Origin of the sequence: Streptococcus sp. 'caviae', assembly GCF_001937065.1 — a bacterium.
GTDB lineage: Bacteria > Bacillota > Bacilli > Lactobacillales > Streptococcaceae > Streptococcus.
In genome coordinates this window covers 70528-95398 of record NZ_MOWR01000004.1, presented here as the reverse complement: position 1 = coordinate 95398, position 24871 = coordinate 70528, and the positions used below count along the sequence as shown (strand labels likewise).

Genomic DNA, 24871 nt, shown 5'->3' with positions numbered 1-24871 from the left:
TTTTCCAAATTTGTGACAGGCTTTAAAGATACTGCAGAAAAGCATGACGACTAATCCTATCCTTCAAATCCTTGGTAAAAATTTAGCAGGACAGACAACGGACAGTCGTTTTTATGGTAAAATAGAGCTATCTTTCAAAGACAAGGAGCAATCATGAAAAAATTTTTAAGTCTCATTTTAATAGCTGCCGTTTTTTTGGCGGGCTGTGAAAGCATGGATCGTGCTATTAAAGGAGATAAGTATGTTGATAACAGCATTGCCAAGCAAAAGGCTGAAAATAAGCTGAAAAAATTAAACAAGGCCAGTTTCCCGCAATTGTCTCAAAAGGTTGCCAAAAATGAGGCTGAGGTTCAAATTAAGACATCTAAAGGCGACATTACCCTTAAGCTGTTTCCCAAATACGCTCCCTTGGCTGTTGAAAATTTCCTGACCCATGCTAAAAACGGTTATTACAACAATCTGACCTTCCACCGTATTATCGCTGATTTTGTTGTTCAAGGCGGCGACCCTAAGGGTGACGGCACCGGCGGCGAATCCATCTGGAAGGGCAAGGACAAATCAAAAGATTCCGGCCAAGGTTTTGCCAACGAAAACTCAAAATATCTCTATCATCTAAGGGGTGCTCTGGCTATGGCCAATGCCGGTTCCCACACCAATGCCAGCCAATTTTACATTGTCCAAAACAAGGCCAATCAGGCTAAGCAGCTCTCATCCGACCTCTATCCGCAAAAAATAATCAATGCTTATAAGAAGGGCGGAGCACCCAAGCTTGATGGCAATTATACCGTCTTTGGACAAGTCATTAAAGGCATGAAAGCCATTGATGCCATCGCTGCAGTCAAGACCGATCAAAATGGCAAACCTCAGGAAAAAGTGCTTATCAAGACGATTACAGTTATAAAAGATTATCAGTTTTCCAAGTAAAAAAGAAAAGCAGTGAAAAAACTTCCCATGAGAAGTTCTCACTACTTGTTACGTAAATAATAATATATCGCCATTGCAATCAAATAGAGCATCAAAGAACCTGAAACATAAAACCTAATTTTTTTGGATTTACAACGTTTAAGTCCCTGATCAGCTAAAAAAAACATAGCAATAATAACGACTGCATTAATAATATCTATTGTCACTTCCATTTTAATCCTTGCTTTTTGATACACTATATAGCCAATTTCATACATCTAATATTTAAAGAAGACCGCCTTTATTGACACTAGCTCCAACATAGCCACCTACACCAGTGCCAACAATTTTTCCTGTTACTCCACCGATAGCTCCTCCCATAAGATAACCCGCTACAGATCCTAAACCTGGGCAAATCATCGTACCAATTGTACTCCCAATATATTGTCCAGCTAGGGTTCCTGCTGATGTACCTACATAACTCCCTCCTGCTGCACCAGCTGCAGCGAGAATATAACCTCCACCATTTACCTCAGTCAGTTCTTCTGAGGTAGCCATCTTAAACTCTTCAAAGGCCATTGAATCTAATGTTACTGTGCTCATAAAATCCTCCTAAAATTTTATAGTGAGCTTACCAGCTTTACACAATTTAAATTTTTCATATGGTTACTAATAAAACCTGTAATGATTCTAAAAATTTCCTTGAAAAATTTATTTTATATTCTAACCCCTAACTCTTCTTTACACAAGACCAATTCTGCCTATTTAATGAAATCGATATTTAAGCATAAAAAGAGAGCAAACTTTCTGACTATTTTCTGGCATCATTTAATCTGTACAAACCAAAGAGCCTTAGAACAACTGTTCTAAGGCCTTTTTATCAGATTCCTGAATCTATAAAACATCTAAAAAGTCCAGAAGAACTTGGGCAGAACGCTTACCAGCTTCCAAGATAAATTCATCAAAGGTGAGATTAGCATCGTGCGCTGCGGTATCGCTCATGGCACGAATAACCACAAAAGGCAGCTGAGCTGCGGAGGCTGCCTGAGCAACTGCGGCTCCTTCCATTTCTACGGCTGCAACCTCCGGAAAGTGTTCCTTAACAAAATCGGTTTTCTCCTTACCGGCCATAAAAGAGTCACTGCTGGTAATTAAGCCAATCTTACTATTTATCTGATGCTGTGCCAGCACTTTTTTAAAAGCAGCTACGAAAGTTTTATCCGATTCAAAATAAAGAGGCTGCTCTGACATCTGTCCGAAGGCATAGCCAAAAGCAGTCAGGTCAACATCATGGTAGGCAAGCCTGTCTGCCACCACAACATCGCCAATTCCCAAATCCGGCGCCAAGGCTCCGGCAGAACCCGTATTAATCAGAGCGTCAACCGCAAAATGATCAGCTAAAATAGCGACGCTCATAGCGCTCATCACTTTGCCGACACCGCTTCTCACAAGAACAACGTCATATTTGCCCAGACGGCCGCTGTAATAAGTCCGTCCCAGACAAACATCTTCTGTCCTGTGATTCAGCTTCTCCAGAAGAAGCTTTAGTTCTTGGTCCATGGCTGCGATAATTCCGATTTTCATTTTCTTTTCCTTTAAAGTTTAAAAACAGCGTAAATTAAGATTGCCAAAAGCAGAGCAATACCGATTAAAATCCAGTTGAGTTTAGACTGAAATTCACCGCGCTTAGCATTCTCAATACGGCGGCTTTTGATGATGGGATCTTCATCGTAATCAGCAAAATCAAAATCGTCATCATAATCACCAGTACTGTCACTGCCGGTGTAATCAGAGGCAGCTGTTTTGTCTGTTCGAATGACAATCGTTTTTTCCGGATCAAAATCCTCTTTATCATCAAATTCTTCGCCGCGGTTGGCACGCGCAATCATTTCATCTGTTAAAAGCGGTTTTCCCATAACATTTCCTCTATTTAGTTTTAAAATGCAAGGCAAAATACTGCAGAGCAATCAAGGTTTTAGCATCTTCAATGTCTCCTGATGCCACCAGTTCCATGCATTCATCATAAGTTAATTCCAGAAGTTCAATAACCTCATCATCATCCTGCGGACGCGGATTGGCAACCTTCTTAAGGTTTGTAGCCAGATAAAGCTTTATTTTTTCATTGCAAAATCCAATAGCCGTATAAAACTCATAAATCAGCTGCAAATCCCCTGTATAAGCCGTCTCTTCTTCCAATTCACGCAGAGCAGCTGCTTTTTCGCCGCCATTTTCACCGATTTCAAGTTTTCCTGCCGGAATTTCATAAGAGATTTTTTCAATTGCCTTGCGGTACTGCTTGACAATGACCAGTTTATTATCCGGCGTAACAGCCAAAACAGAGACCGCACCCCGATGAAAAATCAGTTCGCGCTTAGCTGTTCCCAATTGATTGGGCAATTCAACATCATCAACAGCAACCTTAAAAATCTGTCCATCAAAAATCTCCTGACGCTTGATGGTTTTTTCTTCGAATTCCATGAATCTCTCCTAATGATTATCCGGATGGTGAGGCTTTTTCTTGGCATAGCCTTCTTTATTGACCTGCCGGCTGCGGCCGATAGCAACACTGTTCGCCGGAACATCCTTATGAATTGCTGATCCAGCTGCCGTCAGGGCGTTATCTCCTACCTGAAGCGGAGCAATAATCGTTGAATTGCTGCCAATAAAGACATGGTTGCCAATGGTTGTCTTGTATTTATTTTGACCGTCGTAGTTGACAGTAATCGTTCCTGCACCAAAGTTGACATCGTGGCCGACCTCAGCATTGCCAATATAGGTCAGATGGCCTGCTTTTGTTGCCTTGCCCAGGGTTGAAGCTTTGACCTCAACAAAGTTTCCGACATGAACATCTTCTTCCAGAACAGAATCTGGCCGCAGATGCGCATAAGGACCAACCGTAACATTGCGCTCAACCTGCGAAGACTCAATCATGGAATTGGTAATCACAGCATTTTCACCAATCAGCGAATCTACAATATAGCTGCCATTGGTTAGGACAGCTCCCGAAGCAATCTTTGTCTGTCCTTTAAGTGTGACATTTGCCTCAATAAGGACATCCGGTGCAATCTCAACATCGGCATCAATATAGGTGCTGTCTGGGTCGGTAAAGCTAACGCCGTTGACCATATGAGCATAGCTGATACGCTGACGCATTACTTTTTCAGCTTTAGCAAGGGCAACACGGTCATTAACTCCCAAACTTTCATTGAAATCACGAAGTTTATAGGCTCCAACTTTTTCATCAGCTGCTTTAAAGATGCTGATAACGTCTGTTAGGTAGTACTCGCCCTGAGCATTGTCCGTATTGATGTCTTTCAGAGCTTCAAAGAGGCGTTTATTGTCAAAGACATAGGTTCCCGTGTTGATTTCCTTGACCTGCTGCTCGAACTCCGAAGCATCCTTTTGTTCAACAATCTTTGTCACTTCGGCATTTTGATTGCGGATAATGCGGCCGTAGCCAAAAGGATCATCAGCTTCTGCTGTTAAAATCGTGGCTACATTTTTATGATTTCTGTGGTAATCCACCAGATTTTGCAGACTCTCTCCGGTAATCAAGGGCGTGTCTCCGGCAATGACAAGGGTTTGTCCGTCCAAACCGGCTAATTCTTCTTCAGCCATCATGACAGCATGACCTGTTCCAAGCTGTTCGGTTTGCAGGACAAAATCAGACTGATCTGCTAAAACATCCTTAACAAGATCGGCCTTGTGTCCGATAACTGTTACATTTTTGGCAGGATTCAAAGCCGAAACACTGCGAAAAACATGTTCTAACATGGTCAGTCCCGCAACCTTATGCAAAACTTTGGGAAGATCTGATTTCATTCGGGTACCCTTGCCTGCAGCAAGAATAATAGCATAGTTATTCATAAAATGTCCTTTGCAAAAATAATACAACAAAAATGTTCATTTTATTATAGCACTTTTCTAATCATTTGTTAAATTAGGGAACGTAGGCCAGACGGAACTCCTCAAGAACAATGGGACTGTCTTCTGTAAAGACTAAGCCGCAGTCTGCAAACCACTGCCTAAAAAGCTGCTGGTGAACAGAGCGCCACCAAGTCAGCGTACGGTCCCCTTCGCCCTCTTTAAAAGCATGATCAGCGGACACTTCCCTAAAAGGAACAATGGTCACCTTGGTAATTTCAATGATGCAGACAGCCTCATCATGACTGTCCAAAATAACATCATAGCTGCCTGCCTGAGGCAGGGGTTCATTGTCTGCTTCATACAAATCATAAGCCGAGGCCGTGGCTGTTTTAACACCTCCCAGCACCAGCTGCGCCAGCAGATCGGGTTCTGCCCCAAATGCCCAGGCGTCCATTTCATCACCAATAGCCGGATTGATTTGCTTGTACTCATTCCACAGTTCTTGCGCGTTCATTATTCCTCCGATGCCCTACTAAAATAAATATCTAAACTTACGATTTTTCTGCTGCTTTTCATTGTATCACAAAAAACCAGCTTAAAGCTGGTCAGGTTGTAGACAAACTCTATAGTTAACATTTCACAAGCATACACATCTTAGGATAGTATCAATTCACAATCTATCAGAAAAATAGGCGAATTGAACGAGCCTGGCTCAGATACTTTCCGCTGCAGCAAAAAACGAGAGTGGGACAAAAATCAGTAAATCGTGGCAAAATCACGATTTTGATTTTGTTGTCCCACCTCCGCACAGTTGATTAGGGATTGACATGAACTAACGTTCATAGAATTGGATATCCTCCAACAGTTCCCCAAACTGTTGGAGCTATCACTTGCCTAGCAAGGGATAAGGACCTCCAATCAACCACTGCGTCAAACTGCTATATCTTAAATAGTTAAAGGAGGAAGGACTTTTGTCCCAGCCTCGTTCGGAGATTTTGAGACTTGGGCTCAAAATCTTAATTGAACACAGGCTGCGGATTGTATCTTGAACTTAGGTATGAAATTCCAAAGGAAGTTGCTGCGACGATTGCCGTTAGAAATCCATACTATTTCTAACGGCAATCTCATGCAAAACCTAGTCAAAAGCTATAGCGTTGGCGTTTGGTTTTGCCGTCCGCGCTATCTAAGGAAAGTATCATAACACAATAGTTCTTTTGATAAAAATTGACTTTTTCTTCAGTCTGAACCAGCTCAAAGCTGGTTTCTATTTAATCTTAATGTGATAATAGCTCAGCATTTACTATTTCTTTAATGAGAAGGCGCTCTATTGTCCTTGAGATTCTTCCGTGTCCAGAAGATAAAAATCAAATAGGACAGAATGATAATAATCAAGGGTAAAATCAATTCTGGCCAAATACCTGTCAGCACTTTGGCATTGACGCCAGCTCTCAAAAATCCCGTAATAAGATAACCTAAAATTGGGCAGATAGCTGGTCTGATAATAATATTTTTCCAAACTAAAACCATAGCAGCCAGAGCCAGAATACTTACCAAAAGAAAGCCTGCAGACTGAGGTATTCGGAAAGTCAGCCAGTCTGGATAATAATAATCACCATAAATACGGAGCAAAACGCAGCCTATAAAAGGCAGAGCTGCCAACCAGTAGGTGAGACACTCTCCAATTGTCACTGCTTCTCCAAATATCTTAAATTTAAATCGACCCCAATGATTGAAATGACAGATACCAAATTTTATCACTTGAAAGGTTAAGATAAGTACAAGAAGACTCATCAGCGCATCAGACAGATAAGACAGAAGGTTCACTTCTATCAGACCCAGACTGCTAAAATCTGATAGAAAGCGATAAAACCAGAGAAATCCCAAAATATAAGCCGCCGAAGTCAAGAGACTGCGCTTTTTTTCCAGGGTCGCATATTTTAATACCTGATCTGCCAATTTTTGCGCTTTCCTGCCAAAATAATCCTCCGCTGTCATGCCATCCCGGTCTGCATCTGCCAAATCACAAGCCATGCCATAAAGCAGTTCACGAATTTCAATTTCATCGTAGAAAAAACTTGACAGCAGCATATAATCCTCTAGCTTTTTAAAATATGTTCGATTATTTGGCGATAGATCTTTGACGGCTTCCTGTGTTTTTAAATAAAAATCATGAATCTGTACTTCTCTCATAGTCATCACTTCCTTTTAAGCCATTAACTTTGCCTACCAAATCCTGCCACTGCTGCCAAAAATTTGATAGACAAGTTTTTCCTGCATCCGTTATGATAAAGTATTTACGGTCTGGACCCTCAGGAGAGGGTTTCAGCTGAGATTGTATGAGCTCTTTTTTCTCCAATTTTTGCAGAAGCGGGTAGACCGTTCCCGCCACCATATTGACAAAACCTGCTTTCTTTAGCCGCTGCACAAGCTCATAGCCGTAAATTTCTTCTTTGGCAATGATTTGAAGCACACAGCCATCTAACACGCCTTTGAGCATTTGCGTTTCATTCATTAGCTTCACCCTATTTATTTTCGAACATGCTTAATTAGTATAATACCCCTGCCAGTCAAAAAGCACTTTCATCAGCACAGTCATTGGACTCATCGTTTCCTTTTTTACTAGTATGTAATACCTACTACCTTTTCTCTTTTAGTATAGCATGTTTTCACTAGTATGTAAAGCATAGTAGCTGAGATTCTAAAAATAAATTCCTAATTCTATATCAATCAGCCTTTTGACAAGCCAGTAAACAGTGACATGTAAAAACAATCGCTAAAGAGACAACTGTCTTTGATGCTTGTCATTTCAAGCTGAAAATTTGTATCTTTTCGGTTAAAAGGTTAAACTATCACTATATAGTAACAACTTAAAAAGAAAGGAAACAAGATTAGTCGGGCAAATAAAAAATCAAGCCCTGCTGACTTGACTATTTATTATGGGACTTTTACAAAACGGCAAATGGGTTGACAAGTGGTATGACACCAAGTCAACCGGCGGAAAATTTATTCGCACGACCACACAATTTCGCAGCTGGATTACTAAGGACGGCTCCGCCGGTCCAACTGGCAAAAGCGGCTTCAAGGCTGAGTCCGGCCGCTACCACCTCTACATCTCACTGGCCTGTCCTTGGGCCAGCCGCACCCTTATCATGCGCACCCTCAAAGGCTTAGAAGAGCACATCTCCATTTCGGTGGTCAATCCTTTCATGCTGGAGCACGGCTGGACCTTCGAGCAGGCTGACGGTGTCATTGCTGACCCTGAGCTGCATAGCGACTATCTCTACCAAGTTTATTTGGCTGCGCAGCCTGATTATTCCGGCCGTGTGACTGTACCTGTTCTGTGGGACAAGAAAACCAAGACCATTGTCAACAATGAATCTGCTGAAATCATGCGCATGCTTAACACTGCTTTCAATGACATCACAGGCAACACCGATGATTATTACCCAGAAGAACTTCGGGCTGACATTGATGCCATGAATGATTTTGTCTACCCAAATATCAACAATGGTGTCTACAAGGCAGGTTTTGCTACTTCTCAGGCCGTCTACGAGGAAGAGGTCAAAAATCTCTTTGCTGCACTGGATAAATTAGAAGCTCTGCTATCTGCCAATGACTTTCTCGTTGGCAGCCGTTTCACCGAAGCGGATATCCGCCTCTTCACAACGCTGGTACGCTTTGACAGCGTCTACTACGGACATTTCAAAACCAATATCCGCCGCCTTGTTGACTATCCCAATCTGTGGAACTACACCAAAGGCATTTATAAAATGCCCGGTATTGCTGCTACGGTTAATTTTGGCCATATCAAAAAGCACTACTACGGCAGCCACAAGACCATCAATCCAACGGGTATCGTGCCAGTCGGACCAGAATTAGACTGGTCTTTATAAAAACAAAAAGAGTGAGAAGCCATCGTCATTTCGAAGAAATTGATTTTTTCTCACTCTTTTTTTCAACCTTGTTAGGCCAACAGCCCCAATAAATAGCCGACATAGTAAGCAACAAAGGTGGCAATAAGACCGACTGTTACTGTACGTACAACCTCTTTTCGTTTGGATTGGTGGGTAATGGCAGCCTTCACTATTCCCAGCAAAACCAGAGCCAAAGCAACAAGCAGGCAGGCAATAAGGAAGGTGTAATTCCGAAACAGCTCCACTTGATTGATGAGCAGGTAAGACAATAGAGGGAGCAGGCCAAAACCATTAAAAGCAAGAAAGGTTGCCAAAGCATTTTTAACAGCCTGTTTGTTATCCGTGTGCTTTTCCGTTGTTGAACTCAAGTAATCACCGATAGCCATGGAAAAACCATCTGCCAGTAAATTTGAAAAGCCCAGAATAATAATGGTCATCGTTCCAAGCTTTCCTCCTACCGCACCGGCAACCACGGCAAAAGTCGTGATAATACCATCCAAACCTCCATAAACAATTGATTTGGCATAATCTTTCAAATTCGTCATTAAAGCTGTCCTCCGACTATTTTAAACACCATTTCATTTAGAATCATTCTAAATATATATATCATTATACTCTTATTTAGAATAATTACAATTAAAAACTCTTGAGGCAGCTGCACATACGACTAAGACGAGAAGTTAGGGAACAGCACTGCCATTTACGGCAAAAAATCAGCAGAAAATTTCTGCTGATTTTTTATTAAACCAGACATCTCTAGCCAATCTGACTGCCCTTAGGCACAGCCGGATCCACCGTCAAAACGCTCAGTGTACCATCAGCATGCTCAGCCGAAAGAATCATGCCTTGGCTAATCAAGCCCATCATCTTGCGCGGTTTGAGGTTGGCAACAATCTGGACTTTCTGACCGACCAGTTCCTGCTCATTTGGATAGTATTTGGCGATACCAGAGAGAATTTGACGGTCCTCACCATCGCCGGCATCCAAGCGGAACTTGAGAAGCTTGTCAGAGCCCTCAACCTTAGATACTTCCTTGACCTCAGCTACGCGGATTTCAACTTTGTCAAAATCTTCAAATTTAACTGCTTTCTTTTCGTTTTTCAGTTCAACTTTGCTTGGATCCCACTCGCTTTCTTCTTGAGAAATAGCAGAGCCAGCACCCATTTGCTCTTTGATATAGGCGATTTCCTCATCCATATCCAGACGCGGGAAAATCGGTGTGCCTTTAGCCGTTACTTTGACACCCTCTGGGAAATTGGCCAAAGTCAGGTGTTCAAGGTCAAATTGGCCAGCCAAACCAAGCTGCTCCATAATGGCGTTTGAAGTGGTCATCATAAACGGCTGAATGAGATGAGCTACCACGCGCAGGCTGGCTGCCAAATGGACCATAACAGCTGCCAATTCATCACGTTTAGCGTCATCTTTAGCCAATACCCAAGGAGCTGTTTCGTCGATATACTTATTGGTACGAGAAATAATATTCCAAACCGCTTCAAGCGCACGCGGATAATCCACGGCGTTCATTTGCTTGTGGTATTCTGCCAAATTGTCAGCAACAACTGCTGCCAAATCAGCATCAAAGGCTGTCACATTTTCCACGTAAGCAGGAATTTCGCCGCCGAAATATTTATTAATCATGGCAACCGTACGGTTAAGCAGGTTACCAAGGTCATTGGCGAGCTCATAGTTGATACGGCCAACATAATCTTCCGGTGTGAAGGTTCCATCTGATCCGACCGGCAATGAACGCATGAGGTAGTAGCGCAGGGAATCAAGTCCATAACGCTCTACCAGCATTTCTGGATAGACGACATTGCCCTTTGATTTAGACATTTTACCGTCTTTCATGACAAACCAGCCGTGAGCAATGAGACGCTCAGGCAATTTCATATCCAGCATCATGAGCATGATTGGCCAGTAGATAGAGTGGAAACGCAGGATGTCTTTACCAACCATGTGAAAGACCGTGCCGTTCCAGAATTTATCAAAATTAGCGTGGTCTTCCTGACCGTAACCAAGAGCTGTCGCATAATTAAGCAAAGCATCAATCCAGACATAAACGATGTGTTTAGGATTCGATGGCACCTTAACCCCCCATGTAAAAGAGGTACGCGATACGGCCAAGTCTTCCAGACCGGGTTCGATAAAGTTTTTGATGATTTCATTCATACGGCCATCCGGCTGGATAAAATCAGGATGCGCATGGAAAAAGTCTACCAAGCGGTCAGCATATTTGCTCAGACGTAAGAAATAAGACTCTTCTGACACCCACTCTACTTCGTGCCCTGACGGTGCAATCCCACCAATAACTTCACCGTTTTCATCACGGAAGACTTCTTCCAGTTGGCTTTCCGTGAAAAATTCCTCGTCAGAGACAGAATACCAGCCTGAATACTCACCCAAGTAAATATCATCCTGCGCCAGCAATTTTTCAAAAACAGCAGCCACAACCTTTTCATGATAGTCGTCAGTCGTGCGGATAAACTTGTCGTAAGAGATATCAAGGAGTTTCCAGAGTTCCTTGACCCCTACTGCCATACCGTCTACATAAGCCTGAGGCGTGATGCCAGCTTCTTCAGCTTTTTGCTGAATTTTTTGACCGTGCTCATCCAGTCCCGTCAGATAAAAAACATCGTAGTTCATCATACGCTTGTAGCGTGCCAAAACATCGCAGGCAATGGTCGTATAGGCTGAGCCGATATGCAATTTCCCTGATGGGTAGTAAATCGGTGTTGTAATATAAAAAGATTTATTTTCTGTCATTATGACTCCTTTCGCGCAAATGAGACGCGTTTATAGTAACAATTTATTATACCACGATTTGGAGCAAGAAAAAAGGACCGAGATTCTCGGTCTGTCAAAGTATTTTGGACGATGAACTGTTATTTAGTATCCCAATTCAACTAATTCTATCGTTTTTAAGATCTCATCTTGGTAGCTAACTTTGCAAATGAGATAAAATTCAGGAAACTCTTGTGCCTCAGTATCATAAAGAAACAAATCAGCTTCAAAATGACCATCAGCGACTTCCAGGATAGCAATTTCTGCCTCGTCAAAAGGAATGAGATGAAAGGCAGTAAGATTTTGGCTGCTGAGGAAATCCTGAACTTCTTGATTAAAGTCTTCCCAACTTTTCTGACAAGTGTCAAAACGCTCAAAAGCGGCCGCATATTTTCCTATCTGAAAATCCTGATAGATGACCTTAAAACGCTTCTTAACCTGCTTAAGAAGCTCTGGAGAGAGTTCGATTTGCTCTTTTTGTTTTTGTACTGATCCTGCTTTTTTTGAAAACAATGGCGCAAATAGCTTTTGTAAACCTAACATTAAAGTCCTCCCAACTTTTCTGACAAGTGTCCGCATATTTTCCCGCCTGAACATCCTTCCTTATCAAAATAAGCCAGGGAGACATCAGACTCTGCTAAATAATCATCAATGATGGCTGTGAGAAAGGACATGTTCTCCTCTTTCTTCCCATACTATCTTAGTATATCAATAAGGACTTAATCAAGACAAGTGAAATAGAACCCGCAGCAAAAATGACTGTGGGTTCTATTCTTAGCGATTGGCATGGCTGCCTTAATAATCTACAGAATTCAGCTTTTCTAAGGCTTTACGTTCATCATTTACAGCCTTTTTGTACGCTTTAGACAGCTTATCAGCAGCTTTGCCGGTGCGTTTGATGTAGATGGCTTTATTTGTTAATTTGCCTTTTTTGTTATATCCCTTAACAATCAAACGACTGCCCTTCTTCTGATAGGAAACTCTTTCCTTTTTCTGGTTTTTAAAATCCTTTTTGTAAGAGTCTTTCAGCTGTTGAATATAGTTGGTGGTGGAATATCTACTTTCAATATGATCCTTTATATAGCGGTTCATATCCTTTAAAAAGTCTTCTTGAGAAATAGAAAGCTCAAACTCTCTCTTCCAGACATTGACCTTATGCATAGGTCTGATATGACCGGTATAGGCAGTGCTGACACTTCCGACATAATTATAGCTTTCATCACTGCCCAGTCCGTCGTAATTTTTTAACCGATAATAAGCATAGGTTTTCACGGAACCTTTTTTAATGTTCAAAAAGCTGTGGTAATCCATGCCGTATGTTTCATTTTGTTTATCCAAATCGATCCACTTATCTTTTTTTGAACTGTAAAAAGATGAAGAATCTCTTTCCCAAACACCGTCTATATTGCCCGTGTAGTAATAATAACCCGTAGCACCGGCAGCAATCAGCAGTAAAACTGCAAGAGCAGACACCACACTGATAATAACAATTGTTGATGTTTTCATCTTTTTCTTAGCTTTTTGACGGGTCTCTGTAAATTCTCCTCTCTGAAAAGCTGCCTGAAACTCTTCTTGGCTGGGCTCGCGTCCATTTGCTGCCCGGAATTGCTGTTGCCATTCGTTTTGATTCATCTTGAACTCCTTAATAATTTATTACTCTTTTATTTTACCATACTTACAGGCCCATTTTGCAGAATTTTTTAAATGTTTTTTGGCTTTTAAACGATCTTATTCTAAAACAATCATGAAAGCCTGCGGCCTCATGAAGCTACCCCTAAGAACTATTTGAGCGGCTCATAAAATTATTATGGCTTAAGACTTGATTAAATACAATATCTAGTGTTATTATATTAATTGCTGCACAATATATTGTGCAAATACCTAATCTTAAAACATTGTGCAAAGACTTGCTTTACTGTCTGTCTAAACAGCAAAGTACAGTCTTTCTAGTCGGAGGTGCTTGACAATCGTGATTATATTAGCTGGGATGATTGGCGTCGGAAAAACAACTTATACATCCCGTATTGCAGAAAGCCTAGGAACTCAGGCCTTTTTTGAGCCTGTTGATAACAACCCTATTTTGGATAAGTATTATGAAGATCCTGAAAAATACGGTTTTGCTTTGCAGATTTACTTTCTCAACAAACGGTTTAGATCCATCAAGAGTGCCTACCATCAGGATAACAATGTTCTGGACCGCTCCATCTATGAAGATGCACTGTTTACCTACATCAATACCTTACAAGGAAGTATCAGCCAGCAGGAATATCAGATTTATCTGGAACTTCTGGACAATATGATGGAAGAAATCAATGGGCTGCCTAAGAAGGCACCGGATCTTTTAATCTATTTAGACGGCAGTTTTGACCACATCTTAAACAATATTAAAAAACGCGGCCGCTCCTTTGAACAGCCGACAAAAGATAACGGCCTCATGGATTACTACCAGCTGCTGCATCGCAACTACAAGGACTGGTATGAAAACTATCATTACAGTCCTAAAATGAGGATTCAGACAGATGACTTTGACATCAATAAAACCAAGGATTGGGAAGCTGTCTACCGTATGATCCAGCAAGAAATGAACGCCCTTGGAATAGGCGAAAACTAATTCTCACAGAGCTTCTTCCGGAAGAATGCCTTTTGTCTTTTTTTGATTTCTATGGCTTCGCTCAGTTTTACAAGGCAGAACAGTGTTTGCGCCCTGCTGAACCTTTGAGCTGTCTGGAAAGATAGTTCAAAGGTTCAGCTGATATTAGGATTTGACGAAATGCTAACAAGTCACTTCAGACTGTTTCAGTCGCTCTGAGACTTATTTTTTGATACAATAATAAAAAATGGATTAGAAAGACAGAACACCAGCGAAAAAAACGTCTTGCCAGCGTCTGCAAAATAGACAGGAAAGGCTTTTATTTTCGCTGATTTCCTCAGTTTGCCGGACTGGGGTATGTTCTTGGTATCTTATTTATGAAACTTATTTCCTGGAATATTGACTCTCTTAATGCCGCTCTTACCAGCGATTCAGCCCGAGCCCTGCTTTCACGTGCGGTTATTGATACTTTAGCTGAGAAAAAACCTGATATCATTGCGATTCAGGAAACAAAACTGCCTGCTAAAGGGCCGACCAAAAAGCACTTGGAGATTCTAAAAAACTATTTTGCTGATTACGATATTGCCTGGCGTTCTTCTGTGGAACCTGCGCGCAAGAGCTATGCCGGTACCATGTTTATCTATAAATCGGAGCTTAAACCAACTGTCACTTACCCTAACATTGGTGCTCCGGCAACGATGGATGCTGAGGGACGGATCATCACACTTGAATTTGATCAATTTTTTGTTACGCAAGTGTACACGCCCAATGCCGGCGATGGTCTTAAACGTCTGGAAGACAGGCAAATTTGGGATGAAAAATATGCTGCTTATCTGGCAGAATTAGATAAGCAAAAGCCTGTTTTGGCAGCAGGGGACTACAACGTCGCCCATCAGGAAATTGACCTTGCTCATCCGTCCAGCAACCGCCGCTCTCCAGGTTTCACAGATGAAGAACGTGCCGGATTCACCAACTTATTGGCCAAAGGTTTTACAGATACCTTCCGCTATATCCACGGTGACATTCCTGATGTTTACTCATGGTGGGCTCAACGCAGCAAAACCAGCAAAATCAACAATTCAGGCTGGAGAATTGATTATTGGCTGACCAGCAATCGTATTGCCGACAAAGTTCTTAAATCGGAAATGATCGACTCCGGAACACGGCAGGATCACACGCCGATTATGCTAAAGGTTGACTTGTGATAACCCCTTAGCATATCTGCTGATTTAAGTGCAAAAAGATTGAGGCAGACCGTAAATTATACGGTCTGCCTCAATTTTTTTTTGATATACTAACAATCTGAAAAATCGTAAAGCTGAGGATACTGATGACACTCTGGATTTTTAGGATGACAGATTTCCCGACCGAAATAAATCATGGCCTGATGGGCAGACAGCCAGAGTTCCGGCGGCAAAACATCGGTAACACGTTTTTCCACTTCCAGAGGCGTCGCCGATTTTTTAACGATATCGTGATGCTTGCAAATACGGCTGACATGGGTATCAACGGCAAAGGCAGGATAGCCAAAGCCCACACTCATCACAACATTCGCCGTTTTTCTGCCCACACCTGATAGACTTTCCAGCTCTTTTCTCGTATGGGGCACTTCTCCTCCATACCTGTCCATTAACTGCTGTGAGCACTCTTTTAAAAACTTTGCCTTATTGCGGTAGAGGCCGATTTTTGAAATGTAGGACTCAATATCTTTTAAATTCGCTTCGGCCAGATCCTTGGGCTTCGGATAGGCTGCAAATAAAGCCGGTGTCACCTTATTGACTGCGGCATCCGTTGTTTGGGCCGATAAGACAACAGCAATCAGCAGTTCAAAATGATTTTTAAAATTTAGGCTAGGTTTGGCATCAGGATAAAGAGCAATAATTTCTTCTAAAACCTTGCGAGCTCGTTTTTTTGATAAAACCATAATAATTCCAATTTCTCCTTGTTTCCATTATAGCATGAAAGGTAAAGGAAAGAAAAAATCTCGGCTTTTAAAAGCTGAGATTTGCATAATTGGTCCGATAGCCAACTTGTAAGAGTTTGCCGTCTTTGATCAGAAGCGGACGCTTTATCAGCATACCGTCACCAGCCAATAAATCAGCAGCTTCCTCAAGGCTGAGCTGATCTATTTTATCCTTCAAGCCCAGCGCCCGGTAGGACTGACCGGAAGTGTTGAAAATTTTTTTCAGTTCCAGTCCGCTGGCTGTTATCAACTTTTTGATAAAATCTGCCTGCGGCGGATTTTTTTTAATGTCAACCGACTGATATTCAAGACCCAGCTGATCCAGCTCTGCCTTGGCTCTGCGGCAGGTACTGCATTTAGGGTATTCATAAAATACAAGCATTATTTCTCCTTTCTGTTCTATCTTAACGAGAAGACAGGCTGCTTGTCAAGCTTAACACCTTCATGCTGCAAGAGCCAGATTTTTTTATCTATACCGCCGGCATAACCTGTCAGTTGGCCGTTAGAACCTAGAACCCGGTGGCAGGGAACAATAATACTTAAAGGATTGCGGCTGACAGCTCCACCGACTGCTTGGGCAGAGTGGCAGTTTATCTTCTTAGCAATTTCGCCATAAGTCTGCGTTTGACCCAAAGGAATTTCCCGCAATGCCTGCCAGACCTGCTTTTGAAAAGGGGTCCCCCGAGGAGACAGCACAAGCTTATCTTGCTCAGGTTTTTCTCCGGCAAAATAGGCATCCAGCCACTGCTTTGCTTGACTTAAAACAGGGTTGGCAGCTTCTAAAAACGCTTGGTGGCTTATACCCTGTTCAAAATATTTTTGACCGACAAACCAGATACCAATAAGCCCCTGCTCATCGGCAGCCAACGATAAATCTCCCAAAGGAGAATGATAGATTTGCTTGTATAGGGTCATGGGCAGCCTCCTTTTGCTATTAGCGAAAACGTTGAGTGAAACAGCAAACACTGTTAACCTTTTGCTGCTCCTGTCTGGGATCAAATAATTATAGAAAAAGGTGATGTCAGCCCATGATCGAGCTAACTATCACCCTCATTTTCAGCCGGTTATTTGGCTGACTTGCTCTTTCCCTTAATCAAGCGGACGCGGACAATATTGTCGCTGGCTTCAAAATTAGCTACCAGCTCATCAATTTTTCCTTTATCCGTTTCATCAAGGTCAAGAATTGTATAAGCATATTCTCCTCTTGAGCGGTTCAGAATATTATCAATATTAATATCCAAATCAGAAACGGCAGTTGACAGGCGCGCTACAATGTTAGGAACATTTTTATTGATTAAAGTAATCCGATAAGGTGCTGTCAAGGCTTGGTGCATGTTAGGGAAGTTGACCGAATTGGTAATCTCACCGGTTTCCATGAAACGGCGGATGGTTTGTCCGGCCATAATAGCACAGTTCAGCTCAGCTTCTGCGGTAGAGCCGCCAACATGCGGAAAGACCGTTATGCCTTCCTTATTGAGCAGTTCTTCGCTTCCAAAATCGGTAAAGTAGCGTCTGACAACACCCGTTTCAATCGCATCAAACAGGGCTTCATTATCTACCAGCTCACCGCGGGCAAAGTTAATAACGACCGTTCCTTTTTTCATCAGACCAAAACTGTCTGCATCGAAGGTATCCTTGGTATCTTCTGTCAAAGGAACATGGACGGTAATGTAATCTGAGTTTTCAAAGATTTCTTTCAGATCATTGACACGTTTGACATGGCTGGAAATATTCCAAGCAGCCTCAATAGATACATAAGGGTCGTAACCCAGTACATTCATGCCCAGACGGCGGGCATCGTTAGCAATACGGGCACCGATAGCACCAAGGCCGATAACTCCCAAGGTTTTTCCGGCAATTTCTGTTCCGGCAAACTGTTTCTTACCTGCTTCAACCTGCTTAGGAACATCATCTCCTGACAAGGTATTCACCCAACGGTTAGCTGAGATATAATCACGCGCTGCCAGCAAAATAGATGCAATGACAGCTTCTTTAACCGCATTGGCATTGGCACCGGGTGTATTAAAAACGACAATTCCTTTGGCAGTGGCTGCATCGATGGGAATGTTATTGGTTCCTGCACCCGCACGGGCAATGGCCTTTAAATTTTCAGGAAAATCAGCCTTATGAAGATTTTCACTCCGAATAATATAGGCATCCGGATTGTCTTTCAAATCGCCGTCAATTTGGAAACCATTGCCTAATTCTTTTAATCCGATTTGATTAATATTATTAAATGTTCTTACACTAAATACCATACTTGTTCATGCCTTGGAAAATCCTTGGCGTCTCCTTTTCTGCTATAATCTGACACTGCCTGATTGACCAAGCAGTTCAAAGTCCTTCTGACTTATTCCTCAATTTCTTGATAGAGGCTGTTTTCACCTTTGGTTTTTATTTTTTGATAGGCCAGTCTAACACCGTTTAGGGGAACTTTTCCGCAGTAGACAAAGCCCAATTTTTCCAAAATATGCTGCATAGCCTTGTTCTTTTCATGGGTATCACAGCGAAAATCATGTCCCGCATAGCCTTCAATCAAGCCTTGAAGAAAGGTCTGGGCAACTTGCTGCCCCTGGTAAGCACTGGCTACAGCAACTCGGTGGAAAGTCACATAGCGATGGTTTTTATGCTTCCATTCGCCTTCATAAATTTGATCATAAGCAGCCTCATGTCCATCAATAACTGCCGCATAAGCCGCAATCTCCCCTTCAGCAAGGGCAACATAGCCGCGCCCTTCTAAAATATCTTCAAAAATAATTTCTTGATTAGGGTAATCACCCTGCCACTGGTCGCTTCCGTAAGAGGCCATTCCCTCTCTAGCTTCATCAATAATAGACATAATACGGTCTATTTCATTTGGAAAAGCTAATCTAATGTCCATTTTTTCTACCTGCTTTTTAAGGCTGCGCCTTCTCTGTCTTTCAGTTTTTGAGCTTCAATAATACCAGCCTATTGCTTTTTTAATCCCAAAAACCGGCTTAAGTATTACTTATTTTCCTCTTCAAATTTTTTCATAAATTCCAGCAAATCCAGCACTCCTTGACGCGGAAAGGCATTGTAAAGGCTGGCACGCATGCCTCCGACGCTGCGGTGGCCCTTGATATTTTTGAAGCCAAGGGCATCGGCCTGAGCAACAAATTCAGCATCCAAGTCCTTGCTTGGAGTCACAAAAGGAATGTTAGCTACAGAACGGTCTTTAGGATTTTTGACGGGACTGCTGTAGAAGTCAGATTGTTCAATAAAGTCGTAGAGCAGCCCGGATTTTTCGCGGTTTATCTTTTCCATAGCATCAACGCCGCCCAGCTCTTTGACCCATTCAAAGACTAATTTGGCAATATAAATGCCGTAAGTTGGCGGTGTATTGTAAAGTGAACCGGCATCGGCCTGAATGCGGTAGTCCAGCATACTTGAAAGCACCGGCTCGTCATTTAGTAAATCGTCACGGACAATCACGATGGTAACACCGGCAGGACCAATATTTTTTTGGGCTCCGGCATAAATCAGACCGAAGTCAGCGACATTGTAACGAACCGCTAAAATATTGGAAGACATGTCAGCCACGATTGGAACACCATGAGTCTCAGGAAGGTCATAAATGGCTGTTCCTTCAATGGTATTATTGGTAGTGATGTGCACATAAGCTGCATCTTTGTCAATTTGCTGGCTGTCCATTTCTGGGATATGGTCATAGACTGTATCTTCTGATGAGGCCAAAAGAACTGGCTCAAAAGGAATCGTTTTGGACAATTTCACAGCTTCTGTATAAGCTTTCTTCCCCCATGAACCGGCTACCACATAATAGGCTTTACGGCCTTTGGCAAGGTTTAAGGGCAGCATTGAAAATTGAGTCGAGGCTCCGCCTTGCAAAAAGAGCACTTTATAATTATCAGGAATAACCATCAAATCACGGAGCAAACGCTCAGCGTCCTTGATGATGTCATCAAATTCTTTGGAGCGATGAGATAATTCCATAACGCTCATACCTGAGTGATTATAATTCAAGAACTCAGCCTGTGCTTTTTCAAGAACAGGCTTTGGCAATACTGCAGGACCTGCAGAGAAATTGTAAATTGTCATCTGATACCTCCTTAAAGTAAGTAAATTATATCACAAATTTTCAGAATTTTGTAAACTAATTTCAATTGGCAGCAATTTTTAAAAGCAGAAACAAGAAGAATCTGTACACAAACCAAAGGGCAGACAAAAAACCGACTGCAGAAAAGTTATTAAAACTTAGTCGGTCTGATAGTATTAAAAGTAAAACAAAAAATAAGTGACAGCCTGTTCGCTTATCTTGTAAATTTAAGCGAATTTCTAAACTTTTGACTGGCGGCCTATTTTTCGTTTTTTGCCAGATGGTGGTAAGTCTGATAAACTTCCTGTCTCGCCAGGCCATGGGTTTTAGCGATTGCTTTAATAGCCTGATTGGGTTTGGAACCCTGATCGATTAAGTCCTGCACCTGTCTGAGAAGCTCCTGTTCGGACAGTTCTTCCGCTTGCTCCTGCTTTTCATAGCCAGAGACAATGAGAAGACATTCGCCTTTGGGAGGATTTTCAGCAATATAGGCCAAAATTTCTGTCAGCCGTCCTCTTTGATATTCTTCATAAAGTTTGGTCAATTCCCGAACCAAGACTATCTGCCTGTCACCGTAGACAGCCAGCATATTAGCCAGCGTATCTTTGACACGGTAAGGCGATTCATAGAAAATCTGGGTTTCCGGGTAATGCTTTTTCTCTTCCAAAAAAGACCTTTGCTGGCTGGACCTGCGCGGTAAAAAGCCATAAAAAATATGAGGCTGGGGCGCTAAGCCGCTGGCAATAAGGGCCGTAATCCCGGCAGAAGCCCCGGGCAGGGCAACCACAGGAATGCTTTCAGCTACAGCAGCCTTTACCAAATCGTGTCCCGGATCGGAAATAGAGGGCAGCCCTGCATCAGAAACCTGAGCCACAGACTTTCCTTCTTTTAACCAGCGGATCAAATCAGGAATTTTTTCAAAGGCATTGTGTTCATGAAAACTAATCTGACGGGCAGCAATATCAAAATACTTCAGCAAAAGACCGGTGTTCCGCGTGTCTTCCGCCGCAATCATATCAACAGTCTTCAGCACCTCAATGCTCCTCAAAGTCATATCACCGAGATTGCCGATAGGGGTCGGAACCAGATACAGGGTTCCGTAAGCTGTTTTATCTTTAAAACTTTTTTGTACTTGCATCACTTCTACTCTCGGTACAGTAATTCCATGCAAAAGGCGCAGTCTTCATTGTTTTCGCGGCGCTGCCCATAAAAGAAGGTACAGATATGAAAGCCATCCTCATAGATGTTTTCGAGATTTTCTTTTCTGGCACTAATGCCCTTGCTGCTGGACTCACTTTCTTCCATCTGACTGAACTGGCTTAAGCGGTCACGGAGCTTGCTGTTTTCTAAACGCAGGGCTGCATTTTGTTCTACCAGATCTTTAACCTGTTTTTTCAAGGCTTCGGCTTCAGCCAATGTTTCCATCAAATTTTGTGAAAAACCGTCAAAGGCTGCAAATAAATCTTTTTTATCCATTGACCCTAACCTCCTCTAAAGCATAGGTCAGAAGGCCGGGATTTTCATCAAAACGCACCTTGACCGTTTCTGAAATCACGTCAATTCCTGCAACAACACCCTGACCGTTTTGGGTCTCTACACTGGCACCCAAATCCGGGAATTTTTCCTTAGATTCTCTGTAAAAATCGTCCTCAAAACTCAGACAGCACATTAAACGGCCGCAAATTCCAGTTGTTTTGCCGGAGTTCAAAGACAGGTTTTGATTTTTAGCCATTTTAATCGATACCGGCGGAAATTCACCCAAGAAGCTCGAACAGCAAAGAGCCCGGCCGCAAGGGCCCAAACCGCCGTAAACCTTACTTTCTTCACGGCTGTTAATCTGGCGCAGCTCAATCCGAGCCTTAAAAAGATTGGCCAAATCTTTCAAAAGCTGCCTAAAATCAACACGGTGCTCCGCAACAAAGGTAATGAGAACCTGTTCACGCTCCAAAGGAAAGACAATGTCAATCAGCTTCATCTCAAGCTGATTTTTTTGAATGAGCTCCCTGACCTTAGGAAAACTGTCTTCTGCTAATCTCAAATTATTATGATACGTTTCAATATCAGCAGTTTCTGCCCTTCTTACAGCCCTGTCCATCTGCTCAGTGTCAGGCAGCTTATCGGCAGGCATGGCAAAGTTAGCCTGAACAACTTGCGCTAAGTGGCTGCCCTTGTGTTTTTTGACAATGAGAAGGTCTTCTTTTTGATAGGTTTGATCAGGCAGTACATAATCGATACGGCCTGCTTTTTCATATTTGATACCAATTACTTCTATCATTTGATCACCATATATTCCAGTGCATTTTGAAAATTGACATTGCTGAGCCACATTTGCTTGGCCTGATAAACAGCTTCTAAATAGTCCAAAGCGGCTCTTTTTTCATATTGCTTCGCTAGGAGAAGAGTTAAGATCTGAAAGACCCAGTCCTGCTCAGATTTATCAGCAGCTGTCTGAGCCAGCCGCGCTCCCTCCAAGAAAGCAAGGTCCTTACTTTTAAACAAAAGGCTCACAAAACGCTCACACGCTTTGAGCAGGTCTAACATCTTACTGTTTTGAGAAAATTCTTCTGCCTGCTTCCAGTCTTTAGCCAAATCAGCTAAGATTTCAGCCTGATTTTTAAGCAGCCCCGCTTGTTCCAGCTGCTTTGTTAAATAAACGGTATTCTTAGGAAAATGAAAAATCTGCGTGCGGCTTTTGATGGTCGGCAGGATTTTACTGTCATCTCTGGTCAGCAAAATAATATAGGAATCGCTCTGCGGCTCTTCTATAAATTTCAGCAGACTGTTGGCAGCATTGACATGCATCTTGTCGGCATCGCGGATAATAAAAACTTGCGACTGCCCTTCAAAGCCTGAGCTGGAAAACTCCCGCAGGAGGCTCCGGATGGTTTCTGTCTTGATGAGCTGTCCGCTGGGCTCAACCACCCTGACATCCGAAAAATCATTTGCTGCAATCAGCCGGCAGGAACGGCACTCGCCGCAGGGAAGACCGTCTGTCGGCTGTTCACAGAAGCGGCTCTTTGCCAGCAGAAGCGCCATCTCAAAACTGGCAAAATCTCCCGAAAAAAGATAGGCATGGCTCAACCTATCGGATTTTAAAATGTGCTTGAATTCTTGAAAAATTTTAGGCTGCAGCTTTTCTAATTCCATATCAATAGTCATTTTACTTTTTTAAACACCTTTGCCGAATCACAAGCAAAGCTTCCTCAGCCACCTCGTTCAGCGGCCGGCCGGCATCAATCGTTACAATGCGTTCAGGATGTTCAGCAGCCAATTTTAAATAACCCGAACGAACGCGCTGGTGCATATCGATCTTTTCCAAGTCAAGCCGATTGACTTCCCGCTCTTTATTTTGCTCAATACGGGCCAGCCCAACTTTTGAATCAACATCGAAATAGAGCGTTAAATCAGGCTTAAGGCCGTCTGTCGCAAAGTCATTCAGCCAAGCCACAGCTGCTGTATCCAGACCACGGCCATAACCTTGATAGGCTACTGAACTGTCAATAAAACGATCCGCCAGAACAAGGTCTCCCTTTTCGAGTGCCGGCAGGATTTTCTCAACCAGATGCTGGCGGCGGGCAGCCATATAAAGCAGGAGTTCCGTTTTATCATCCATGTTCGTATGGTTAACATCAAGAATGACATCCCGAATACTCTCAGCAATACTGACCCCGCCCGGCTCGCGCGTTAAGAGAACCTCATTTTCAGTCATTTTTTTCAAGCTGGGTAAAATTTCCTTCAAAACCGTCGTTTTCCCAGCTCCGTCTGGGCCTTCAAACGAAATAAAGATTCCTTTTGTCATTAGATTTCCTTTTATTATGATTACTTCTATTTTACCAAAAATCTCATAAAAAGAACACTGCCAGATTACCGGCAGTGCCTTCTTAAAAGTCTGTTTTGCCTTCCGTTTGCTCAATTGACTCGATCTCAAAGCCCTGTCCATGCAGCTTTTGACTAAGAAGATCTGTATCAAATTTACCGTCAATTTGAATTTCAACAGTGACTTTGCCAACCTGACGGTCAGCAACAACGATGCGGCGAATATTGAGCTGCTCATCAGAAATAATCTTGACTGCCTGCTCCAAAACGCCAGCTTTATCATCGGCTAAAAGTCTTATCCGGACACCTTCTTTGCCATAACCCGAAACTTCCAAAAAGGCGCGGAAAATGTCCTTATCTGTAATGATACCTGACATCTGGCTGCCATCAACAACCGGCAGAACACCGATTTTATGAACCATCATAAGATAGATAGCATCTTCCAGCCGAGCGTCTTTTGAAACGGTAATCACATCTTTGATCATGACATCACGAACCTTGGTCTTGTTCAGGAGATAGTTCATTTCATAGATGGATAGACTGGTTGCCTTTGAAGGGCTGGTTTCAGCAATGGTTCCTTCGGTCAAAAGGCCTACCAAGACATCATTTTCAATAACCGGAAGACGGCGCAGATTTTTGTCACGCATAATATCTGTTGCCTTGGCTACTGTTGTATCGGGAGAGACATAAACGACTCTCTTGGTCATGAAATCTTTTACGGGCATCATAAAACCTCACTCTCTTTTGTTTTCATTATATCATAATTCACGTTAATAAGTTCCCTCACTAAACAGGAAGCAAAAATATATGGTGACTCTTTCTGCATAGTCAGAAGTCCGGACTTTGTCGAAGGCTCTAAGGGCCGGACACAAGACCAGCGCAGCCACAGCTGTCAGAGCCTGCACCTGAGCCGACAGTAATAGAAACAGGGGCTGAAAAAGCAGTCTGCTCAGCCCCTGTTA

The 24871-nt window shown here is 42.6% G+C and carries 29 protein-coding genes; 4 read left to right on the top strand and 25 right to left on the bottom strand.

The window, feature by feature from the left end:
- Positions 1-153 precede the first annotated feature (153 nt).
- Entirely contained in the window at positions 154-924 is a 771-nt protein-coding gene (locus BMI76_RS05385) for a peptidylprolyl isomerase (RefSeq protein ID WP_075346571.1), read from the top strand.
- A 264-nt stretch (positions 925-1188) separates the two neighbouring features.
- Here BMI76_RS05385 and BMI76_RS05375 read toward each other — a convergent pair whose 3' ends face one another.
- From BMI76_RS05375 to BMI76_RS05340, 8 genes are all read right to left on the bottom strand, one after another.
- On the bottom strand, positions 1189-1506 hold the full coding sequence (locus BMI76_RS05375) for a hypothetical protein (RefSeq protein WP_075346569.1): 318 nt from the start codon (positions 1504-1506) through the stop codon (positions 1189-1191).
- 291 nt (positions 1507-1797) lie between these two features.
- Positions 1798-2487 (bottom strand): 5'-methylthioadenosine/adenosylhomocysteine nucleosidase, encoded by a 690-nt coding sequence (locus tag BMI76_RS05370; protein ID WP_075346568.1) that lies wholly within the window; start codon positions 2485-2487, stop codon positions 1798-1800.
- 11 nt (positions 2488-2498) lie between these two features.
- Positions 2499-2819, bottom strand: a complete 321-nt coding sequence (gene macP, locus BMI76_RS05365) for a cell wall synthase accessory phosphoprotein MacP (RefSeq protein ID WP_075346567.1) — start codon at positions 2817-2819, stop codon at positions 2499-2501.
- 10 nt (positions 2820-2829) lie between these two features.
- Positions 2830-3381, bottom strand: a complete 552-nt coding sequence (locus BMI76_RS05360) for an NUDIX hydrolase (protein ID WP_075346566.1) — start codon at positions 3379-3381, stop codon at positions 2830-2832.
- Positions 3382-3390: 9 nt separating this feature from the next.
- The gene (gene glmU / locus BMI76_RS05355) at positions 3391-4770 is read right to left on the bottom strand and encodes a bifunctional UDP-N-acetylglucosamine diphosphorylase/glucosamine-1-phosphate N-acetyltransferase GlmU (protein ID WP_075346565.1); all 1380 of its coding nucleotides are present in this window, start codon (positions 4768-4770) and stop codon (positions 3391-3393) included.
- A gap of 73 nt (positions 4771-4843) precedes the next feature.
- Positions 4844-5284 carry an ASCH domain-containing protein gene (locus BMI76_RS05350; RefSeq protein ID WP_075346564.1) on the bottom strand — a complete coding sequence of 147 codons (441 nt, stop codon included), beginning with the start codon at positions 5282-5284 and terminating at the stop codon, positions 4844-4846.
- A gap of 794 nt (positions 5285-6078) precedes the next feature.
- The gene (locus BMI76_RS05345) at positions 6079-6960 is read right to left on the bottom strand and encodes a hypothetical protein (RefSeq protein WP_075346563.1); all 882 of its coding nucleotides are present in this window, start codon (positions 6958-6960) and stop codon (positions 6079-6081) included.
- The gene (locus BMI76_RS05340; RefSeq protein WP_075346562.1) at positions 6938-7282 is read right to left on the bottom strand and encodes a PadR family transcriptional regulator; all 345 of its coding nucleotides are present in this window, start codon (positions 7280-7282) and stop codon (positions 6938-6940) included. The genes BMI76_RS05345 and BMI76_RS05340 overlap by 23 nt, the downstream gene beginning before the upstream one ends.
- Positions 7283-7706: 424 nt before the next feature.
- Between BMI76_RS05340 and BMI76_RS05335 the strand changes: the two genes are divergently transcribed.
- Positions 7707-8663: a glutathione S-transferase family protein gene (locus BMI76_RS05335; protein WP_075346561.1), complete on the top strand. Its 957-nt coding sequence runs from the start codon at positions 7707-7709 to the stop codon at positions 8661-8663.
- A 71-nt stretch (positions 8664-8734) separates the two neighbouring features.
- Here the strand turns inward: BMI76_RS05335 and BMI76_RS05330 are convergent, their stop codons facing one another.
- From BMI76_RS05330 to BMI76_RS05315, 5 genes are all read right to left on the bottom strand, one after another.
- Positions 8735-9229, bottom strand: coding sequence for a VIT1/CCC1 transporter family protein (locus BMI76_RS05330; RefSeq protein ID WP_075346560.1), 495 nt, complete (start codon positions 9227-9229; stop codon positions 8735-8737).
- Between the two features lie 211 nt (positions 9230-9440).
- Entirely contained in the window at positions 9441-11447 is a 2007-nt protein-coding gene (gene metG / locus BMI76_RS05325) for a methionine--tRNA ligase (protein WP_075346559.1), read from the bottom strand.
- Positions 11448-11570: 123 nt separating this feature from the next.
- A complete protein-coding gene (locus BMI76_RS05320) occupies positions 11571-12008 on the bottom strand; it encodes a hypothetical protein (RefSeq protein ID WP_075346558.1) in 438 nt (145 codons plus the stop codon).
- The gene (locus tag BMI76_RS10880) at positions 12008-12139 is read right to left on the bottom strand and encodes a hypothetical protein (RefSeq protein WP_257615244.1); all 132 of its coding nucleotides are present in this window, start codon (positions 12137-12139) and stop codon (positions 12008-12010) included. The genes BMI76_RS05320 and BMI76_RS10880 overlap by 1 nt, the downstream gene beginning before the upstream one ends.
- A gap of 121 nt (positions 12140-12260) precedes the next feature.
- Positions 12261-13097 carry a hypothetical protein gene (locus BMI76_RS05315; protein ID WP_075346557.1) on the bottom strand — a complete coding sequence of 279 codons (837 nt, stop codon included), beginning with the start codon at positions 13095-13097 and terminating at the stop codon, positions 12261-12263.
- Positions 13098-13434: 337 nt separating this feature from the next.
- Here BMI76_RS05315 and BMI76_RS05310 point away from each other — a divergent pair, with 337 nt between their 5' ends.
- Positions 13435-14076, top strand: a complete 642-nt coding sequence (locus BMI76_RS05310) for a deoxynucleoside kinase (protein ID WP_075346556.1) — start codon at positions 13435-13437, stop codon at positions 14074-14076.
- A gap of 356 nt (positions 14077-14432) precedes the next feature.
- Positions 14433-15260 (top strand): exodeoxyribonuclease III, encoded by an 828-nt coding sequence (locus BMI76_RS05305; protein ID WP_075346555.1) that lies wholly within the window; start codon positions 14433-14435, stop codon positions 15258-15260.
- Positions 15261-15349: 89 nt separating this feature from the next.
- Here the strand turns inward: BMI76_RS05305 and nth are convergent, their stop codons facing one another.
- The 12 genes from nth to BMI76_RS05245 all read right to left on the bottom strand — a co-directional run bounded on the left by nth (position 15350) and on the right by BMI76_RS05245 (position 24634).
- Positions 15350-15979 carry an endonuclease III gene (nth, locus tag BMI76_RS05300; RefSeq protein ID WP_075346554.1) on the bottom strand — a complete coding sequence of 210 codons (630 nt, stop codon included), beginning with the start codon at positions 15977-15979 and terminating at the stop codon, positions 15350-15352.
- A 67-nt stretch (positions 15980-16046) separates the two neighbouring features.
- Positions 16047-16400: an arsenate reductase family protein gene (locus BMI76_RS05295; protein WP_075346553.1), complete on the bottom strand. Its 354-nt coding sequence runs from the start codon at positions 16398-16400 to the stop codon at positions 16047-16049.
- Between the two features lie 17 nt (positions 16401-16417).
- The gene (locus tag BMI76_RS05290) at positions 16418-16933 is read right to left on the bottom strand and encodes a methylated-DNA--[protein]-cysteine S-methyltransferase (protein ID WP_075346552.1); all 516 of its coding nucleotides are present in this window, start codon (positions 16931-16933) and stop codon (positions 16418-16420) included.
- Positions 16934-17082: 149 nt separating this feature from the next.
- The gene (locus tag BMI76_RS05285) at positions 17083-18276 is read right to left on the bottom strand and encodes a phosphoglycerate dehydrogenase (protein WP_075346551.1); all 1194 of its coding nucleotides are present in this window, start codon (positions 18274-18276) and stop codon (positions 17083-17085) included.
- Between the two features lie 92 nt (positions 18277-18368).
- Complete coding sequence (locus BMI76_RS05280) at positions 18369-18899, bottom strand: GNAT family N-acetyltransferase (protein WP_075346550.1); 531 nt, start codon at positions 18897-18899, stop codon at positions 18369-18371.
- Between the two features lie 104 nt (positions 18900-19003).
- A complete protein-coding gene (serC, locus tag BMI76_RS05275; protein ID WP_075346549.1) occupies positions 19004-20095 on the bottom strand; it encodes a 3-phosphoserine/phosphohydroxythreonine transaminase in 1092 nt (363 codons plus the stop codon).
- A 257-nt stretch (positions 20096-20352) separates the two neighbouring features.
- On the bottom strand, positions 20353-21231 hold the full coding sequence (rsmI, locus tag BMI76_RS05270) for a 16S rRNA (cytidine(1402)-2'-O)-methyltransferase (RefSeq protein WP_075346548.1): 879 nt from the start codon (positions 21229-21231) through the stop codon (positions 20353-20355).
- 5 nt (positions 21232-21236) lie between these two features.
- On the bottom strand, positions 21237-21569 hold the full coding sequence (yabA, locus tag BMI76_RS05265) for a DNA replication initiation control protein YabA (protein WP_075346547.1): 333 nt from the start codon (positions 21567-21569) through the stop codon (positions 21237-21239).
- Positions 21562-22368: a regulatory iron-sulfur-containing complex subunit RicT gene (gene ricT, locus BMI76_RS05260; protein ID WP_075346546.1), complete on the bottom strand. Its 807-nt coding sequence runs from the start codon at positions 22366-22368 to the stop codon at positions 21562-21564. The genes yabA and ricT overlap by 8 nt, the downstream gene beginning before the upstream one ends.
- Positions 22365-23240, bottom strand: coding sequence for a DNA polymerase III subunit delta' (locus BMI76_RS05255; protein ID WP_075346680.1), 876 nt, complete (start codon positions 23238-23240; stop codon positions 22365-22367). Before BMI76_RS05255 ends, ricT begins: the two co-directional genes overlap by 4 nt.
- Before the next feature lie 13 nt (positions 23241-23253).
- Positions 23254-23892, bottom strand: a complete 639-nt coding sequence (gene tmk / locus BMI76_RS05250; protein WP_075346545.1) for a dTMP kinase — start codon at positions 23890-23892, stop codon at positions 23254-23256.
- An 82-nt stretch (positions 23893-23974) separates the two neighbouring features.
- Positions 23975-24634 (bottom strand): CBS domain-containing protein, encoded by a 660-nt coding sequence (locus BMI76_RS05245; protein ID WP_075346679.1) that lies wholly within the window; start codon positions 24632-24634, stop codon positions 23975-23977.
- Between the last annotated feature and the right edge of the window lie 237 nt (positions 24635-24871).